Annotated in this window: 14 protein-coding genes; 10 read left to right on the top strand and 4 right to left on the bottom strand. The window is 40.5% G+C overall.

The genetic code is table 11. The annotated features are described in order from the left end of the window. The first annotated feature begins 328 nt into the window (after positions 1-328). The 7 genes from rpmI (at position 329) to bchB (ending at position 7,609) form a co-directional block, all read left to right on the top strand. Positions 329-526 (top strand): 50S ribosomal protein L35, encoded by a 198-nt coding sequence (gene rpmI / locus GJB62_RS12710; protein ID WP_114084646.1) that lies wholly within the window; start codon positions 329-331, stop codon positions 524-526. Positions 527-545: 19 nt separating this feature from the next. Next, a complete protein-coding gene (rplT, locus tag GJB62_RS12705; protein ID WP_114084645.1) occupies positions 546-902 on the top strand; it encodes a 50S ribosomal protein L20 in 357 nt (118 codons plus the stop codon). Between the two features lie 12 nt (positions 903-914). Beyond that, entirely contained in the window at positions 915-1,730 is an 816-nt protein-coding gene (locus GJB62_RS12700; RefSeq protein WP_114084644.1) for a transporter substrate-binding domain-containing protein, read from the top strand. A 95-nt stretch (positions 1,731-1,825) separates the two neighbouring features. Continuing rightward, complete coding sequence (locus GJB62_RS12695; RefSeq protein ID WP_114084643.1) at positions 1,826-2,350, top strand: tetratricopeptide repeat protein; 525 nt, start codon at positions 1,826-1,828, stop codon at positions 2,348-2,350. Positions 2,351-2,819: 469 nt separating this feature from the next. Further along, positions 2,820-4,808, top strand: a complete 1,989-nt coding sequence (locus GJB62_RS12690) for a primary-amine oxidase (RefSeq protein ID WP_114084642.1) — start codon at positions 2,820-2,822, stop codon at positions 4,806-4,808. A gap of 120 nt (positions 4,809-4,928) precedes the next feature. Beyond that, positions 4,929-5,498 carry a peptidylprolyl isomerase gene (locus GJB62_RS12685; RefSeq protein WP_114084641.1) on the top strand — a complete coding sequence of 190 codons (570 nt, stop codon included), beginning with the start codon at positions 4,929-4,931 and terminating at the stop codon, positions 5,496-5,498. A gap of 584 nt (positions 5,499-6,082) precedes the next feature. After that, complete coding sequence (gene bchB, locus GJB62_RS12680; RefSeq protein ID WP_114084640.1) at positions 6,083-7,609, top strand: ferredoxin:protochlorophyllide reductase (ATP-dependent) subunit B; 1,527 nt, start codon at positions 6,083-6,085, stop codon at positions 7,607-7,609. Positions 7,610-7,753: 144 nt separating this feature from the next. Here bchB and GJB62_RS12675 read toward each other — a convergent pair whose 3' ends face one another. Then, a complete protein-coding gene (locus GJB62_RS12675; RefSeq protein WP_245246186.1) occupies positions 7,754-8,050 on the bottom strand; it encodes a hypothetical protein in 297 nt (98 codons plus the stop codon). A gap of 37 nt (positions 8,051-8,087) precedes the next feature. Then, on the bottom strand, positions 8,088-8,345 hold the full coding sequence (locus GJB62_RS12670; RefSeq protein ID WP_114084639.1) for a hypothetical protein: 258 nt from the start codon (positions 8,343-8,345) through the stop codon (positions 8,088-8,090). Positions 8,346-8,746: 401 nt separating this feature from the next. Between GJB62_RS12670 and GJB62_RS12665 the strand changes: the two genes are divergently transcribed. Beyond that, complete coding sequence (locus GJB62_RS12665; protein WP_114084638.1) at positions 8,747-9,448, top strand: uracil-DNA glycosylase family protein; 702 nt, start codon at positions 8,747-8,749, stop codon at positions 9,446-9,448. 98 nt (positions 9,449-9,546) lie between these two features. Here the strand turns inward: GJB62_RS12665 and GJB62_RS37005 are convergent, their stop codons facing one another. Beyond that, positions 9,547-10,047 (bottom strand): hypothetical protein, encoded by a 501-nt coding sequence (locus GJB62_RS37005; RefSeq protein ID WP_181852917.1) that lies wholly within the window; start codon positions 10,045-10,047, stop codon positions 9,547-9,549. Positions 10,048-10,593: 546 nt separating this feature from the next. Between GJB62_RS37005 and GJB62_RS12655 the strand changes: the two genes are divergently transcribed. Further along, complete coding sequence (locus GJB62_RS12655) at positions 10,594-13,749, top strand: plasmid replication protein, CyRepA1 family (protein ID WP_114084637.1); 3,156 nt, start codon at positions 10,594-10,596, stop codon at positions 13,747-13,749. 46 nt (positions 13,750-13,795) lie between these two features. Here the strand turns inward: GJB62_RS12655 and GJB62_RS12650 are convergent, their stop codons facing one another. After that, positions 13,796-14,080 carry a DUF2470 domain-containing protein gene (locus GJB62_RS12650; RefSeq protein WP_114084636.1) on the bottom strand — a complete coding sequence of 95 codons (285 nt, stop codon included), beginning with the start codon at positions 14,078-14,080 and terminating at the stop codon, positions 13,796-13,798. Between the two features lie 254 nt (positions 14,081-14,334). Here GJB62_RS12650 and GJB62_RS12645 point away from each other — a divergent pair, with 254 nt between their 5' ends. Beyond that, the gene (locus GJB62_RS12645) at positions 14,335-15,090 is read left to right on the top strand and encodes a metallophosphoesterase family protein (protein WP_114084635.1); all 756 of its coding nucleotides are present in this window, start codon (positions 14,335-14,337) and stop codon (positions 15,088-15,090) included. The last annotated feature ends 70 nt before the right edge of the window (positions 15,091-15,160 follow it).

Genomic DNA, 15,160 nt, shown 5'->3' with positions numbered 1-15,160 from the left:
GTAATTCGTAATTCGTAATTATTTGGTGAAACACTCGCGCGTAATTGTATTTCTTGCTGATCTTGAATTAGTTGGGGATGACGTTTGCGATCGCTGCAAAAAGCTCCGAAAAAGCCAAGGCGTATGGAATTGTCGGTGGCACACTGCTTGAATGGGGCTAAACAGGCAAAGTCCGTTTCCGAGGACTAAGGGAAAATTCAAAGTTTTAAACCCGTCCTCGTGGGTTTTGATTGTGCTTGACGTGGTTTATAACGGACTATCTAACTTAATTTCCATTCCAGCAATTTTATTAGTATAATAATGGATCGTGTCGAATTAAAGCTATACCATGCCTAAACTCAAGACTCGTAAAGCCGCAGCCAAGCGATTCCGTGCCACCGGCACCGGTAAAATCGTGCGTCGGAAAGTTGGCAAAAGCCACCTTTTAGAACACAAATCTTCCGACAAAAAACGTAGCATGTCCAAGACCACACTTGTACATGAACGTGATGAACTCAACGTGCGCTTAATGCTCCCATATTTGTAAGTCCTTCAGGAAATAAGTTATGACACGGGTAAAACGCGGTAATGTAGCTCGGAAGCGCCGCAATAAAATTCTCAAACTAGCTAAAGGTTTTCGCGGTTCTCACTCAACTCTGTTTAGAACTGCCAACCAACAAGTAATGAAGGCACTACGTAGTGCCTACCGCGATCGCAAAAAGAAAAAGCGCGATTTTCGTCGCCTCTGGATCACCCGCATCAACGCTGCTTCAAGACAACACGGCTTGAGCTACAGCCAATTGATCGGTAACTTGAAAAAAGCTGATATCCAACTAAATCGCAAGATGTTGGCACAATTAGCAGTCCTCGATCCAGCTAGCTTTGGCAAAGTTGCAGAACTAGCAGTTCAAGCTAAAGGATAAAGGTGGCAAGGGATGTATAACAGATGTAACAGATGGCAAGTAATTACTCGGTTACATCTGGTATTATCCGCCACGATATTTTGGATATCTTGCTTTTCCATAGTGGGGACAGGATTCACTGCATCTGCCGCCGAAATGCCAGAAATTCAGCAGCGCGGCTATCTAACTGTTGCTGTTAAAGACAACTTGCGCCCCTTGGGATTTAGAGATGCCAATGGTAATTTGCAAGGCTTAGAAATTGACTTGGCACAGCGATTAGCACTTGACTTGATTGGGAAAAGAGATGCTGTCAAATTGCAACCTGTAGCGAATCGCGATCGCCTGTCTGTAGTCTTAGACAAGAAAGTTGATTTTGCGATCGCTAGGGTGACAGCAACCGAGTCACGCAGCCGGATAGTTAGTTTCAGTGTTCCCTACTATTTGGATGGCACTGTATTAGTTACAAAAGATGTCTCTGTGAATAAGTTGAGTGATTTGGCAAAACAAAAAATTGCCGTACTTAACAACTCCAGCACTATTGCTCAAGTGCGCTTCTATCTGCCAAACGCCGAGTTGGTAGGAGTAAATTCATATCACGAAGCGCGAGAGAAAATAGAAAGTAATACCGCAGTAGCCTTTGCCGCCGATGCTAGCGTTCTGAGCGGTTGGGTGCAACAATATCCTCAATATCGGCTACTGCCAACTAAGTTATCAACTGAACCCTTGTCTGTAGTTATGCCCAAGGGATTGCAGTACGATGAATTAAGACGAAATGTGAATCAAGCGATCGCTCGTTACTTAGAACAAGGTTGGCTCCAGCAACGCTCTCAACATTGGGGTTTACCGTAAATTAGTCATTAGTGAATAACAAAGGACAAATGACAAATGACAAATAGACTGATAATAGATTACGAATCAACTTTATAATATTTGTATTTGCAGCAATGGATAACAGTCTAGCCGTTGTTTATCTCTCAATTTTGGTGGTTATACTCACAATTGCAGCCGTGAGTGTTTTTCGCCAGATTTTCAAAACTCGCAAGATTGAAGGCTCCTTTGCAAAATTGCGAAAGAAGTTAGAGAAAGAAAAGGGTACGACTCAAGAATATTATGAGTTAGCCAGTATTTATTCAGAAAAAAAACTGTATTCTCAAGCGATCGCGCTGTTTCAAAAAGCTCTGAAAGCTGCTGAAGAAGAGGAAGAAGAAAATATTGCCCCTATTTACAACGGGCTGGGCTATATTTATTTTATCCAAGAGCAATATGACCTCGCAATTCGTCAGTATAAAGAAGCTCTGAAATCGAAACCAGACTACGTAACAGGGTTGAATAATATTGGACACGCTTATGAGAAGAAAAAATTAACTACTCAGGCGTTACAAAGCTACGAAGAAGCACTAAAGCTCGATCCAAATAACTCGATTGCGAAACGCCGTGCTGAATCTTTACGCCGTTTGGTTTCTGCGTAATTAAAATTATGGGGAATGGGGTATGGGGAAAAACTCTTCACTAGTCCCCAGTTCCCTAAGAGGATGTTTGAAAAGTCGTAAAGTATACTAGAAATCCCTCTCCAAACCTCTCCCCGAAGCGGAGAGAGGCTTTGAAACCCTAATTACCTCGTAGGGAAGGGGGGCTAGGGGGGTTAGGTTTCCAAGGCTTTGGTGTTACGAAAAATACTTTCCAAACAACCTCTAACTGTTAAAAAATTAATTTGGCTTGAACTTCTAAATTAGGACTCATACAAAACTGCACGCAGTAGGCACAATACCCTGCGGGTACTCCGTTGGAGAACTCGTAGGGTAGACGTTTTGCATCTATATGAATTGCCTCAGAAAATCAAGATTTTGGCTATTTGTTGCCTAAGCCCTGCTAATTTATCGGGTTTCAAGCTTCGGCTTAGAAATAGATAACTATACGTCTTTTGTAAGAATGTGAAAGATGATTAAGCGGCTAAGGCATTTTTTGTGGCTAGCTATTGCCATAATTGTTTTTATTTCTCTCTCACTTGGATTAATGGGAATATTGATGGCTCAACAGCCTGCGATTTCCCATCCTCTCACTTCGCTAACAGAGGCAGAAATTAGTACAGCTGTTTCGGTCATTCAAAAAGAAAAAACTTTGAGCGAAATGGCAGCTTTTCCACTGATTGCTTTACAAGAACCAGATAAAGAAGAAGTTCTGAAATTTACACCGGGTAAAGCTTTTGGGCGAAAAGCTTTTTTGGTAATCTATGAGCGATCGCAAAACAAAACTTATGAGGGTATCGTTGACCTAAAAAGTAAAACCTTAACATCTTGGAAAGAAATACCATCAGTTCAACCTGCGATCGTCGCTTCAGAATATGAACTGGCAACTCAAGCTTTTAAATCAGACCCCCGATGGCAAACAGCGATGCGAAAGCGGGGAATTACAGACTTCAACCAAGTCAAAATCAGTTGTTGGGCCCCAGGAATTTTGAGTAACCAGGAAGAAGCAGCAGGAAACCGTCTTTGTCGGGGTTTATTTTACTACAAGGGCGAAAGCGAACGCTGGAATTATTACGGCAGTCCAATTGAAGGAATATTGGGAACCGTCAATTTGAACACAGGTAAAATTTCTAGTTTCGTGGATAGGGGGATAGTTCCTTTTTCTAAGGAAAACTGGAACTACGATATAAAGTCCTTGGGTAAATTACTTTCACCACTTAAAGCATTAAAGATTCTCCAACCAAATGGTGCAAGTTTCCGGCTCAATGGCAATGAAATTAGCTGGCAAGGTTGGAAGTTTCGCTATGTAATGCATCCTCGTAGTGGATTGGTGCTGTACCAAGTGACACACAATGACGGCAAAAATATCCGACCAGTTTTATACCGCGCTAGCTTATCAGAGACGGTAGTGCCTTACGGCGATCCAGATCCCACTTGGTCATTCAGAAACGCCTTTGATGTTGGGGAATACAATTTTGGTTCCCTCGCAACCACGATGGAGTTAGGTAAAGAAATTCCTGAAAACGGTCTTTTAGTCGATGCTGTGTTTGCTAATGGCGATGGAGAACCTTATGTCATGCCAGGAGTTATCGGCATATACGAGCGAAATAACGGTATGCTCTGGAAGCATTATGAGTATGGCACTCAGCGTAATGATGTTCGTCGTAGTCGAGAATTAGTCATGACGATGACTGCGGCCATTGACAACTATGATTACAGCATTAATTGGATCTTTCATCAGGATGGGACTTTGGAAGTCCAAAATGAGTTAACGGGTATCGTCCTGGCGCAGGGAACGGCTGCCCAAAAGCAATCTGAGGATAGTTCTTATGGTCGGCTAATCGCTAAGAATATCTTTGGAGTGAATCACCAGCATTTTTTCAATTACCGCCTAGATTTCGATGTCGATGGTCAGGCTAATTCTGTGATGGAAATGAACGTGAAAGCTTTACCGATGGATGAGAAAAATCCATTAGGAAATGCGATCGCAGTTGCAGAAACCCCACTCACTAAAGAAACGGCTGCTGTGCGCGATTTAGATATGAAAAGCAGTCGGGAATGGATGATTGTTAGTGCCGATCAGAAAAATCCGCTAGGGGCTTCACCTGGATATATGCTGATGCCTGGTGGAAATTCCATGTTTTTTCCAGTGGAAGGCTCAAAGATCCGACAACGGGCAGAATTTGCAACTCATCACGTGTGGGTAACAAAATATAAACCTGCTGAACTCTATGCTGGGGGCGATTATCCCAACCAAACTCAACCAGGACAGGGTTTACCAAAATATATTGCAGACGATGAATCCTTGATGGGTGAAGATATCGTGCTGTGGTACACAATGGGCGTAACTCATATTCCGCGATCGGAAGATTGGCCTGTGATGCCTGTTCACCAAGTTGGCTTTAAGCTAGTTCCTAGAGGATTCTTTAGCCGGAATCCAGCGATAAATTTACCTGAGTAAAATATTTGTTGGCTCAAGTTTCCTTCCTTCAGGTTTTTTGTCATGTCTAAAGGCGGTAACTTGAATGCTGATAAACTTATATAGGTCAAATACTGGCACTTGTTAAAAGTAGGATATCTAATGAACTTTCCAGAAATTAATATTCCCGGTAATGGCAAGCTGCACGCTCGTTTAATTACTTCCTTGGGTGAAATTGTAGTTCGTTTGGAAGAAGAGCGAACCCCCAACACCGTCAAAAATTTTGTTGGTCTAGCAACCGGAACAATCGACTGGAAAGACCCTAAAACTGGTGAATCTGGCAAAGGAACTCCAGCTTACGATGGGGTTCGCTTTCACCGGGTCATCCCTGATTTTATGATTCAGTGTGGCGATCCTCTGAGCCGTTATCTTGATACAGCCAGCCGATGGGGTACTGGTGGCCCAGGATATCAATTTGAGGATGAGTTTCATCCTGAATTGAGACACACTGGTGCAGGTATCCTGTCAATGGCTAATGCTGGACGCGGTACAAATGGTTCGCAATGGTTTATTACAGAAGCACCAACGCCTCACCTTGACAACAAACACAGCGTTTTTGGTGAAGTTGTCCAAGGTCTAGATGTAGTCAGTAAGATTGCTAATGTGCCTACGACTAGAGATCGTCCGAATCAAGAAGTAGTGCTACAAAAAGTAGAAATTTTTCGGCAGTAAATAACACTTCTCTAGTCAGAATTCAGGAGAAGGCAGTGCGGTCTAAACCTGGATTTCTCATCAGTGAGAAATGAGCGTGAGTGTGGGGAGTGTGGGGAGAAAGAGGAGGAATTGAATAACTGCACATCAATGAACGCTGCATTGCCTCCCACACTCCCCACCCGAACCACACAATACGTGATAAATTCGGGCTAAAGGGGTTTCCCCATGAGCAACTGCCGTTCAGAATTCAGAATAGTTGGAAAATCAATGGCTGTATACCTGCTTGATTCTGAATTCTGACTTCTGACTTCTGTATTCTTTTCCAGCACCCCACCCCAAATTGAAAACAAACTTACCGAAAAATTAAGATTTATTTAAATAAAACAACAGCCATGTTGTTAAAATCAGCAGCTACATCCCAATCAGTAAGCAGGTTTGAGGTATGCCTAAGCCTATCAACTCCAGATAAACCCTTACAACTCTTCACTTCATTAGGGATACAAGTTTTGAGACAATCAGAAACGATTTAATAATAATCAAGCACTTATAGTCCATTCTTATCGGACTCCGTGTTATTTCTGTTGAAAAGGGAGAACACAAACATGAAATTGGCTTACTGGATGTATGCAGGCCCAGCCCACATCGGCACTCTGCGAATCGCTAGTTCTTTTAAAAATGTCCATGCGATCATGCACGCCCCCATTGGCGATGACTACTTTAACGTCATGCGCTCAATGCTATCGCGGGAGAGGGATTTCACTCCAGTGACAACCAGTGTTGTTGACCGCAACGTTTTGGCACGTGGTTCCCAAGAGAAGGTGGTAGATAACATCGTCCGCAAAGATGCCGAGGAACACCCCGATCTGATTGTGTTAACTCCCACTTGCACCTCCAGCATTTTGCAAGAAGACCTGCACAACTTTGTGGAACGGGCGCAACTGGAAGCGAAAGGAGACGTAATGCTGGCGGATGTGAACCACTACCGCTATAACGAACTGCAAGCCGCTGATCGCACTTTGGATCAAATCGTCCAATACTACATTGAAAAAGCCCGGAAGCGGGGCGAATTACCAGAGGGTAAAACTGCGAAGCCCTCGGTTAACATCATCGGTACTACTACCCTTGGTTTCCACAACAATCACGACTGTACCGAACTGAAACGGCTGATGGCTGACTTGGGAATTGAGGTAAATACCTTAATTCCCGAAGGTGCTTCGGTAAATGACTTGAAAAAGATGTCCCAAGCCTGGTTTAACCTAGTACCTTACCGCGAACTCGGTTTAACCACCGCTCGTTACTTAGAAGAACAATTTGGCACACCTTATATAGACATTACTCCAATGGGTGTAGTGGAAACTGCCCGTTGTATTCGCAAGATTCAGCAGGTAATTAACGCTCAAGGTGCAGAAGTTGACTATGAAAACTTCATCAATGAGCAAACTCTCCATGTTTCTCAGGCTGCTTGGTTCTCCCGTTCGATTGACTGTCAAAACTTGACTGGCAAAAAAGCTGTGGTTTTTGGTGACAATACCCACGCCGCCGCCATTACCAAAATTCTGGCGCGAGAAATGGGGATTCATGTTGTTTGGGCTGGAACCTACTGCAAATATGATGCAGACTGGTTCCGCGAACAAGTTAGCGAGTATTGCGATGAAGTGCTGATTTCCGAAGATCATGGTGAAATTGGGGATGCGATCGCTCGTGTCGAACCTTCTGCCATTTTCGGCACTCAAATGGAACGCCACGTTGGTAAGCGTTTGGATATTCCCTGCGGCGTAATTGCTGCACCAATCCACGTCCAAAACTTCCCCATTGGTTACAAACCATTTATGGGTTATGAAGGTACGAATCAGATTACAGATTTGATCTACAATTCCTTCACTTTAGGAATGGAAGATCACCTATTGGAAATCTTCGGTGGTCATGATACCAAAGAAGTAATTACTAGGGGAATTTCTGCTGATTCTGATTTGAATTGGACAAAAGATGGTCAAGCAGAATTGAATAAGATTCCTGGATTTGTTCGCGGTAAAGTAAAGCGTAATACTGAGAAATTTGCCCGCGATCGCGGTTTCAAAGAAATCAACGCTGAGGTATTGTACGCCGCCAAGGAGTCTGTCGGGGCGTAGGTTAACGGGTTAGCAATTTTTAATAATAAAGGGCATATCTTAATGAATGCCTTTTATTATTACTTATTCTGACTTCAGCAGACGAATAAAGCCAGCTTGTTCAAAGTGGTGATCTGTGGTTAATGCCTCTTTAATGCCAAGCTGTTACATGACTATAAAAGAAGTGCTATCCACCAAAGACCAAGCTTTATCTTCTCTAGTTTTGAGTAGTTCCCAAGCTGCTGAATCTATTGTTGGTTCAATATAAATCAAGTTGATATAAGGAGCAGTTCTGACAGCTTCTACATATTTAAATAACTGCGGACGAGGTACACGTAAAGGGCTATTCAGCAAAGCCACTAGTTCAATAACAACATAATTAGTTGTTACCATTGCTTGATTTTGCTGACGTTTATGTTGAAACCACTGCTTTGCTTGTTCATGGTAGGACTCAGTTGCAATAAATAAATTAGCCCACCCGGATGTATCTATAAAGACTTTATTCGTAAATTTTTAACTCCTGCTGCAAAGTTTGCTGGAGATATTGATCGTGGTTTTCTCCTACATCAGAATTATCAAATTTCAATGTACCTAGTAAAGGTAAAATTGGATCGAATTCAGAGATATTTTCTTGTTTAGCTGATTGAGATAAGGCTTGTAGAATTAAATCTTCTAAAGATAGATTCAGCTTTTGCGCTTGAGCAGTTAATTTATTTTCTAAGTCATCTGACAACTGTATTGTTAAGGTTTTAGCCATTTTATTCACCAGTTACGGATGTTCATAATCCCATTATATGCACGTATAGCAAGTAGAAGAAAGCCTTTGTCTAGCTTGAAGATAATCGCAACTATTTGTAAAATGTGAATTATAAGTTTTACCTGCTATTCAGTAATAATTTTAGTTAAAAGAATATAAATCTAGTGCAGCACCAATAAATTTAATTGCGATCGCGGTTTCAAATAAATCAGTGCTGAGGTATTATACGCCGCGAAAGAAGCTGTTGGAGCTTAATTTAGCAAGTTAGCTATTTTTAATTTTGAGATTAACTTTAATCGTTTCGCTGATATTTCAGCGAAACGATTTTTTAGTAGTATTACTCAGGACAACTGTAGTCAGATCAGTTCAGTATAGTTTTTAATAGGCCACCATATAAGTTAATGAATCAAGTTATCAATTTCTACGCAACAGTAGTCAACTGTAAAAATTCAGAAAGAGAGTGTCCAAATACTCTTAATATGAATCGACTAAATAATGAACCAAATAGTCTTGCATTAGATTCTCCACCAAGAGGATTTTACACAGAAATAAATCCCGAAGATATTCAAGTAATGCTTGTTGGCAAAAATCCCGGACGTATTATTAACGCTGAAATTGCCTACTATAGAGGTTCACCTAAAGATATTGCTCAAAAACATATAGATTGGAATCGGGGGTTATTTACTGGTAATGTCATAACAAAGCCAGGAGAAAAGCGCAGTCTAGTTTTCCACCAAAATATATTGAACTATATGTCAACTATACTGGACGTTGCTCAAAGTGAAGTCTTTAGATATTGTGTGCAAACTAATATTGTTAAATGTTCAACAGTTGGAGAACAAGATAAACTAGAAAAGAAAACTATAAATAACTGTTTTAGCTGCCACTTTATGCGCGAAATAGAGTTTTTTAATCCAAAGGTAATTATTGCTTTTGGAAGAGAAGTTGAAAATTTCCTTCAAAGTCGTAATAATTTACATGGTAAGCCAGTAATTTATATCAAACATCCAAGTTACCACTATAGAAAAGATGAAAAAGATTCTAAAATTGGAATGATTAAGTCAGAAGTAAGAAAATATTTAAATCCAGATTTAACTGAATAGTGTAATTCATAGCTAGTCTCTTTCAAAATAGTTTTTTGCCAGCTTTAAATTAGGTATGGCTTTACACATAATTTGAGCTACTTTTGTTATATTGTTCGCTATTTAATTTCTCTGTGTACATTTCTATTTATAGAATAGCTGCTTCCCCTAAAGCTCAATTTATAGGTTACTGGTGGTGTAATTATTCCAGCCGATTGGGTATTAGGATTAGCGCAAATAAAATAAGTACATCCCCGAAAGATCAATTTAGGGGTTACTAATGGTATCGTTTCTGCATTTGATTTGGCATCAAGGTCAGGACGATAGGAAGCCCCACGGTAGATTAAGTTATAATTTGGTTCAGACTTGGTAACTGGCTCTTGTGGATATTGAATTTCGCTGCTGACTACCTTGCTTGTATAGTATTCGGAGCTTGTACTGATAAGAATAAGAATTAATAGTAAAAGTAAAATCTGCCAGGGAGCTAATATTAAACCCAAAATTAGGCTAATAGCTGCAAATACAGCTACTAAATGCGAGATTTCATTATTACTTTTTTTTAATAAAAAATAGCCAGTAATGAAACAAGCACACGGTAAAATTGAAAAATACAAAGCCATATTTCCTACATTCGTAACTAAAAGCAAAGGGTTTATAAAGTAGATTGAACTTTTCTTAAAAGTCGTTGTCTATTTTACCTCCAATCAGCTTTTTAAGTTACCGTGCTACTTGAGTAAAAGTTAGAACTTACGCAAAACTAAAAGCGGTAGGGGTAATTAATGAATTACCCCTACCTGATTTGATCCATTGAAATATCTCACATCCTAAACATGAGGCGCGATCGCAGGTGGATGCTCGGTGTAAAGTCTTTTGTCGAAATAGATGAAGTTACCCTATGACAATACCTGTAGCAACCCCTCTAGCGATCGCATTCCTTAACGCAGAGATTTACTGATAAATAAAAATTAAAATAGAACAAATATCACAATACAAAATTATTACTTTGGGGATCTAATAAGCAGAATAACCTACTAGACGCTTAACCGATGTGTCTCCCGTGACGAAGTAAAAAAAGCATCATAAAAGCCTAGCAATCTCGCTTATAGAAAAAAAACAGATGCGTGCTAATGTTTTAATCTCATAGTCTTCTCTCCGGGTCTTTCCCTATGCATCTGCACTATTTACACCCCCAACACCTTGAGGAATTAGTCAAGAGTAGTGGTATAGACTTACACTTAGTGCAACTCAATTTTAGGTCGCTCCAAGGCGTAACTGCTTATGAGTATCTATTGATTTCTGAGCTACTCCCCCGCACGAATACCGGAATGGTGAAAGCTGGCTGGTTGCAGCGTTATGCTCATATTACTGAAGGGGGTTGGTGGTGTTCGGGACTAGACCCTTTGAATAATTGGCAAATGATGGAATGGGGATGCTTTAAACCAAACCAACCCCGACAGAATCACAATGCTAAGTCCATCAAATACGAGCATCCCCCCAGCACCCCAACGCGGGTATTTTGTTTGCGGGTAACGCTGCAAGTGTGGCAGCAAGTCGCTGGACGTTACAATCTGGTCATGCCTGAAAATATCACCATTACTGCTGATGGTGAAGCTAGAGGCTTTTGGCAATGGGTGATGCAACATAACATTCCCCTGATTCTCTGCGAGGGTGTGAAAAAAGCAGCAACACTGTTGACACAAGGCTATGCAGCTATTGCTATTCCCGGAATTACCAGTGGTTATCGGGTTGTTAAAGATGAATTTGGCAAAGTTACCCGTCGTCAGCTAATTCCTGACTTAGCAGCGTTTGCAATTACAAAGCGTAGCTTTTATATTTGTTTTGATTTTGAAACTCAACCTAAAACAATTGCTGCTGTAAATAATGCTATTTCTCAACTTGGTTGTTTATTCCAGCAAAAAAATTGCCCTGTTAAAGTTATCGAACTTCCAGGAATAGAAAAAGGGGTTGATGAGTTTATCGTTGCGAAAGGTGCAACTAGTTTCGAGAAAATTTATCGCCAAAGTGTAGATTTAGAAATTTATCTTGCTCAAACAAAACCCCATACTGAGTTAACTATTCCTGCTGCTCTCACCTTGAATCGACCTTTTATAGGTGAAATCCCTTTTCCAACTTCTGGATTAGTAGGAGTCAAGTCTGCAAAAGGAACAGGTAAAACTACAGCACTGCAAGCCGTTGTTCAGCAAGCAAAAATTAGAAATCAACCTGTTTTATTAATTACTCACAGAATTTTACTAGGACGATTTTTGTGCGAAAAAATTGGTATTCAATGGGGAACGCATAAAGAAGATGGGGATAAAAGGCTTAATAAAACACTTACCCCCGCTCCTCCCATCCTCCGTTCACTCTCTCCACAGCAATCTCTTGGACTGTGTGTTGATTCCATTTGGAAGCTTAATCCTGAAAATTGGCACGGGGCAATAATAATTTTAGATGAAGTAGAGCAATCTTTGTGGCATCTACTAAACAGTAATACTTGTAAACATAAACGTGTAAAAATATTAAGATTATTCCAGCAACTAATTTCCACAGTTTTAACAACTGGGGGGTTAGTAATTGCCCAAGATGCTGATTTATCAGATGTATCACTTGAATATCTACAGGGATTAGCAGGAATTAAATTAACGCCTTGGGTAGTTCTCAACCAATGGAAGCCTCAACAAGGTTGGGATGTAACTTTTTACGATTCGCCGAACCCAACCCCGCTAATTCACCAATTAGAATTAGATTTACTTGCTGGACGTAAATGTTATGTTACTACTGATAGTCGTGCTGGGCGTTACAGTTGTGAAACAATCGAACGTTATCTCAAAGAACGGTTACAAAAATTACGAAGGCAATTTCCTAAAACTTTGGTAGTTAGTAGCCACACTACAAACACACCTGGTCATGAAGCGGTTGATTTTATCGCAGCTATCAATCAAAAAATCTCTGAATATGACGGCGTTTTTGTTACGCCTAGCCTGGGTACAGGAATTAGTATTGATGTCCAACATTTCGACCGAGTTTATGGCATTTTTCAAGGGGTAATTCCTGACTCGGAAGCAAGACAAGCATTAGCGAGAGTGCGAGATGATGTGCCGCGTGTTGTTTGGTGTGCTAAACGAGGTATTGGCTTAATTGGTAGTGGTAGTACAAATTATCGCTTGTTATCTGACTGGTATCAAGAAAATCAAAAAGAAAACTTAGCTTTGCTTAGTCCACTACACAAAATAGATGTCGATTTACCTTTAGTTCATGACCCGATTCATTTGCGAACTTGGGCCAAGTTATCTGCACGGGTAAATGCTTCTATCCGCCTCTATCGTCAATCGATGCAAGATGGTTTGATTGCTGATGGGCATCAAATTCAGATGCGGAGTAATGCTGTTCATAATAATATTATTCGAGATTTACGGCTGGCATTTTTGGCAACTGATGCCGATGATTTAGCTACCCGCAGAAGATTAGTTTTAGAAATTGTCAAAGTTCAAAAAGATTGGGCGCAAAGCCGTCAAAAGGCTAAAGAAATTAAACGCAAAATTAAAGATATTAAGCAGCAAAATCAACTATCGGTAGCCACGGCTGTAGCTAATGCCAATGATATCGATTATGTAGAATATGAGCAACTATTAGGAAAGCATTCTCTAACTGATGGAGAACGTAACCAAATTAATAAATATGTTCTCAGACAAAGGTATGGCGTAGAAGTTACTCCTTGGCTGAAATTGCAAGATGACCAAGGATATTATCGTCAACTGTTAATTCATTATTATCTAACTCACGAAAGCGAGTATTTTCACATCAGAGATCAACAAGAATGGCATCAGCAATTGTCTTGGGGTGAAGGAAAAGTTTTTCTACCAGATTTAAAAACTTACACGCTCAAAGTTGAAGCAATGAGAGCGTTGGGAATGCTTCAATTTCTCGAACTAGAAAGAGAGTTTACCGAGAGTAATCCAGATTTAATAATGCTTAAAAATATTGTTTTTCAGCATAGTAAGCATATTAAAAGGGCGCTTGGTATTAACTTAGTCGGAGAAAAAGAGCAGGTTTCGGCAATAAAAATACTCAGCCGACTCTTAAATTTGTTGGGCTTGAAACTGAAACGGGTAAATGAGGTTTATAAAATCGACCTAGAAACGCTTGATGATGGCAGGGAAAGCATATTTGCTGTTTGGCACCAACGCGATGAGTTGATGCTGGCTCATGTTAAGAGTGTTGGCTATGATTTACCTGATTATTCTTCAGACTGGAAGTTTGAAATTATTCAAACCCAGCCTCATACCGCAGTAGTCAAGGAAGAGGTAGCTATCTCTGGGTGACAGCTAACATGAAGCGCAATGGCGGTCTTTAGGGAGTTCCAAATTTCTACTTTGCATTTACCCGCGCCTGCTTCACCATTGCAATCAGAGTTTGATGAGCATCTTCTGCATCCACTAAAACATGATCAAACTGAATGCGAACTGGTACAGCTTCACCATTGACTTGTGCTGTCAAATCCATGCCTTGTGCATCAATTGACAACATTTTTGCTGCGATCGCATCTGTTACACCACCAAAAGTTTTAGCATAAAGAACTATGGCATCAGCATGATCGTCATTCATGTGCTGGCAGATGCGCGAACTAATCTCAGCAGAAAAATCTTTAGACATTGTTGAGGTAAAAAGTTAGAAATACAGCAACAGCTTAGATTTTAAGCTAACGCGAGTGGAATTTGCTAATTTTCTTTACTAGCAGTAAAGACTATCCATACTACTCTATGTTTATCATCATTAATAATATTTATTTCTGGAATAATAATTAAATTAAAATAAAACTTAGTTCAGTATTTTTACCTTTCATTACGGAAACCAGACAGCTTAAACTGTAGCAGAAGTATTAGCAAAACTATTGAAGCTAAGAGACAATGAGCGAAACTAGCCCCAGACGAATAGTAATTGGGGATGTACATGGACACTATGAAGGTTTGATGACTTTGTTGGAGGCGATCGCCCCCACGTCAGATGATCAAATCTATTTTTTGGGAGACTTAATTGATCGCGGGCCTCATAGTTCACAAGTAGTTAATTTTGTCAAACGACATAACTACCAATGTTTGCTGGGAAATCATGAGCAGATGTTATTAAACATTCTGACTAATGAAAAAACTTCCTCCCCGACGATGCAAGCATGGTTGTACAGTGGAGGGCAAGCTACCGTAGCCAGTTACCACGAGGCTTCAATCCCCGATGACCATCTGGATTGGTTCAAGAGTTTGCCTACATATCTCGACTTGGGGGATATTTGGTTAACTCATGCTGGTGTTGACCCTTCTAAGTCGGTGACAGAACAAACTGCCGATCAACTGTGCTGGATACGAGAGGAATTTCACAGCATCGAAAAACCTTACTTTCCAGATAAGCTTATTATCATCGGTCACACAATTACTTTTACTCTGCCTGGTGTTTCTCCTGGGAAACTGGCACAAGGACAGGGATGGCTAGACATAGATACTGGCGCTTATCATCCCCGGAGTGGCTGGTTGACCGCACTAGATGTCACGAATAACCTAGTTTATCAAGTTAACATTTTTAAAAATTATATCCGTGCCCTGCCTTTAGAAGAGGCTGTAATTACCGTTAATCCAGGCAAAATCAAAGTCGATCGCCGCAATAAAAATTAAACAATATTTGAGATGAGGCGGAGGGAAAGATGTGGAAGATGAGGGAGATAAGGGGAATAAGCAATGCCCA

It is taken from the genome of Nostoc sp. ATCC 53789 (assembly GCF_009873495.1).
Classification (GTDB): domain Bacteria; phylum Cyanobacteriota; class Cyanobacteriia; order Cyanobacteriales; family Nostocaceae; genus Nostoc; species Nostoc muscorum_A.
Note: the sequence above shows the minus strand (reverse complement) of the source record. Positions and strands in the feature narration are given on the sequence as shown.